This is a genomic window from Faecousia intestinalis, from assembly GCF_040096185.1.
Lineage (GTDB): Bacteria > Bacillota > Clostridia > Oscillospirales > Oscillospiraceae > JAZOXB01.
The window spans coordinates 1-3,782 of record NZ_JBBMFF010000073.1 but is presented as its reverse complement, the minus strand read 5'-3'; the positions used below and the strand labels follow the sequence as shown (position 1 = coordinate 3,782).

3 protein-coding genes are annotated in these 3,782 nt (G+C 63.1%); all 3 read left to right on the top strand.

Translation table 11 applies throughout. The features are described from left to right. Nucleotides 1-603 precede the first annotated feature (603 nt). A complete protein-coding gene (locus WMO66_RS01085) occupies nt 604-1,767 on the top strand; it encodes a hypothetical protein (RefSeq protein WP_349134562.1) in 1,164 nt (387 codons plus the stop codon). Between the two features lie 68 nt (nt 1,768-1,835). Continuing rightward, a complete protein-coding gene (locus WMO66_RS01080) occupies nt 1,836-2,801 on the top strand; it encodes a ribose-phosphate pyrophosphokinase (protein WP_349134561.1) in 966 nt (321 codons plus the stop codon). Further along, the gene (pth, locus tag WMO66_RS01075) at nt 2,801-3,403 is read left to right on the top strand and encodes an aminoacyl-tRNA hydrolase (RefSeq protein ID WP_349134560.1); all 603 of its coding nucleotides are present in this window, start codon (nt 2,801-2,803) and stop codon (nt 3,401-3,403) included. Before WMO66_RS01080 ends, pth begins: the two co-directional genes overlap by 1 nt. Nucleotides 3,404-3,782: the final 379 nt, after the last annotated feature.

Here is a 3,782-nt window from a genome sequence, read left to right as displayed (position 1 = left end):
CCTCGATGCCATCAGGCAGCAGCGGCAGGTCCATCGCGCCATAATAAAGCCTGCGGTGGGGCATGCCCCTCCCCTACAATGGCCCGTGCGAAAAGGCCGTACGCGCCCGATAGATGTTCGATTTTTATTATAGCATAAACCCTGAGTAAAATGCTACAATCCGGCGGGAAATTTCGCCGAAAAATGTCGGGCCGATTCGGCAATTTCACCAGAGCCGGGCCTGCGCCGCGTGGGGAGGCAAAGTGGAGCGCATGCCCCGTTGGTAGACATAATCCCGCGCCCTGTTTGCAGACCCGTGCACATTTCCTTGAGTTATCCCCAGTTTGCACAGGTTTATACACAGGGATTTTGGGCTGTGCAGGCCGTCCCCCCGCCCGAAATCCGGGGACTTTGCCCACAAAGCGGCAAAAATTTTGGCGTTTTCCACAGCCTGTGCAGGAAGCCGTGCCCCGGCCTGTTCAAAAATGCCGTTATGGGGTTCCGACAAAAAAGAAGACGGCCCGCCGCAGGAATTTGTTTGCTTTCCGGAGGAAAACATATGGACGAATGCGGAAAGATTTGATATAATGGAGCCGTATTCCCATGTGAAAGGAGCCGTATGCCATGATTGGAATGTCCGCAGTGATCTTTATTCCGGACGATACGGCAAAAACCGGATATCCGCAGCCCCTGATGCTGCAGAGCGTCATGGGCGCGCCGCTGCTCGCGTGGCTGGCGAACGCTCTGTTCGACAGCGGTGTCGGGCGCTTCTTTTTGGTCTGTCACGACCGCTATGTCGAGGCGGCCCGCGCGTGCCTGCCCGCCGAGGCGGAGGTCATGACCACGATGGACAGCGATCCCGCGGACCTGCTGCATGTGTTCCTTTCCACCGCAGAGGACGCGGAGCACACCATCACCGTCGTCACCGGCCCGGCCGTCTATCTGCCGCAGCTCGCCCCGCAGGCCGCAGGGCGCTTCCCGCGCGTCTACGGCGTCTCCCGCGAGGAGCTGATGCAGGCGCTCGACGAGCATTTCTCCTTTGCCCGCTTCCTGCTGGACAACGGCTCCCCCATGAACGAGGAGCAGGCCATGTATTCCGTCGCCTCCCCGGCCGAGCTGCCGGAGATCGCGGGCCTGCTGCAGCGCAACCGCCTGCTGGCTCTTGCCCGCACGGGCGTGGAGATCTATGACGCCTCCAGCTGCTATGTCGAGCCTTCCGTGCGCGTCGCTCCCGGCGCGCGCCTGCTGCCCGGCACGATGCTGCGCGGCAAGACCGTCATCGGCGAGGAGGCCGTCATCGGCCCGTGGAGCGTCATCGACGACTCCGTCATCGGCGCGCGCGCCGTGGTGAACGCCTCGCAGGTGCGCGAGTCCCGCGTGGGGCAGGACGCCGTCGTCGGCCCCTATGCCAGCGTGCGCGGCGGCTGTGAGCTTGGCCGCAGCGTCCGGGCAGGCAGCTTTGTCGAGCTGAAGAACGCCCGTCTGGGCGAAAATACCCAGGTGCCCCATCTGGCCTACCTCGGCGACACCGAGGCCGGTGCCAACTGCAACTTCGGCTGCGGCGTGACCACCGCGAACTTTGACCGCGTGCAGAAGCACGAGACCGTCGTGGGCGAGGGCGCCTTTATCGGCTGCAACACCGCCCTCATCGCCCCGCTGCAGGTCGGCAGCGGCGCTTACATCGGTGCAGGCTCCACCATCACGGAGGACGTCCCCGCGCAGGCGCTCGGCATTGCCCGCGCCCGCCAGTCCAACAAGAAGGAATGGGCCGCAAAGCACAAGAAATAATCCCATCACGCTCGCAAAATATTGAGCGCCGTGCGGATGCGGCGCTCGGAAAATAGAGAGGTAACGAAATGATTGCTCACGGAAAAGAGATCAAGGTCTTCACTGCGAATGCCAACGTGCCCTTCGCAAAAGGAATCTGTGCCGAACTGGGGCTGGACCTCGGCGACAGCACCGTGACCGCCTTTGCAGACGGTGAGGTCTCCGTCTCCATCAACGAATCCGTCCGCGGCTGCGACGTGTTCGTGGTGCAGTCCACCTGCAAGCCCGTCAACAACAACCTGATGGAGCTGCTCATCATGATCGACGCCTTCCGCCGCGCCTCCGCAGGCCGCATCACCGCGGTCATTCCGTACTTCGGCTATGCCCGTCAGGACCGCAAGGCCAAGGGCCGCGACCCCATCTCCGCCAAGCTGGTGGCGAACCTCATCACCCGCGCGGGCGCTGACCGCGTGCTGACGATGGATCTCCACGCCGCGCAGATCCAGGGCTTCTTTGACATCCCCGTGGACAACATGCTCGGCAACCCGCTGTTCACCCGCTATTATATGTCCAAGTTCGACGAGAAGCTCTTCAACCACGATGAGTTCTGCGTCGTTTCGCCGGACGTCGGCTCCGTCGCCCGCTCCCGCACGTTCGCGGCCAAGGTCCACATGGGCCTTGCCATCGTGGACAAGCGCCGTCAGCGCGCCAACATGTGCGAGGTCATGAACATCATCGGCGACGTCGAGGGCAAGACCTGCATCCTGTTTGACGACATCGTCGACACGGCCGGTTCCCTGTGCAACGCCGCCGAGGCCATCAAGACCATCGGCAAGGCCAAGGCCGTCTATGCCTGCGCCAGCCACGGCGTGCTCTCCGGCAACGCCACGCAGCGCATCGAGGACAGCTGCATCGAGGAGCTCATGGTGCTCAACACCATCCCGCTGCCCGCAGACTACACCGGCAAGAAGATCCGCCAGCTCGATGCCTCGCCGATCTTCGCCAAGGCCATCACCCGCATCTACAACGAGACGTCGATCTCGAGCCTGTTCTGATGCTGTTTTCCAAAGCGCCCGCCTGCGGCTGGCTCGTCGTGGGTCTGGGCAATCCCGGCCTGAACTATGCCCGCACGCGGCACAACGTCGGCTTCCGCGCCGTCGATGCGCTGGCGGAAAAGCTCGGCGTGAAGATCGACCGCGCCCGCTTCCGCGGCCTGACCGCGCAGGCATCCGCAGGCGGTGAGAAGCTGCTGCTGCTCAAGCCGCAGACGTTCATGAACAACTCCGGCCTGTCCGTGATGGACGCGGCGCGGTTCTACAAGCTGCCGCCCGAGCGCGTGCTCGTTCTGTTTGACGACATTTCCCTTTCGGTCGGCCGTCTGCGCATCCGCGCGGACGGCTCCGCCGGGGGCCACAACGGCATCAAGTCCATCATCGGCGGGCTGAACAGCCAGAGCTTCCCCCGCGTGAAGATCGGCGTCGGCGCGAAGCCGCATCCCGATTACGATCTGGCGGACTGGGTGCTGTCGAATTTCACCGGCCCGGAGGATAAGCTCATCACCGAGGCGGCCGCCCGGGCCGCCGACGCCGCGCTGGAGATCATCGCCCGCGGCGTCCCCGCCGCCGCGAATGATTATAACGGCGCAGGCCCGCAGTAAACGATCGTAGGGGCGGGGACAGCCAGACCCGGCACTGCGCTGGCAACTCGTACAGGGTAACGTCATCATGGTGAACGCCCCCGAATTGTCATTGCGAGGGCGCTTTGCGCCCGTGGCAATCTCGCAGTACCAGGTTGGATAACAAGTGGGCCTCGGCAAAAAACGTAACCGGTTGCAAGAGATTCCCACGTCGCTTCGCTCCTCGGAATGACAAGCTTGAAGGTCTTGTGCCACGGAATTAACACTTCAAAACCTGCAACTGCTAAAGGCGCTCAGTGAGCGCCGCTACAGACGCAATCGGTGCACAGCGTTTTCACGGCAGCCGGTACGAACTGTGAGTGCCTCCCCGAGATTGCCACGTCGGCCGTTGGCCGCCTCG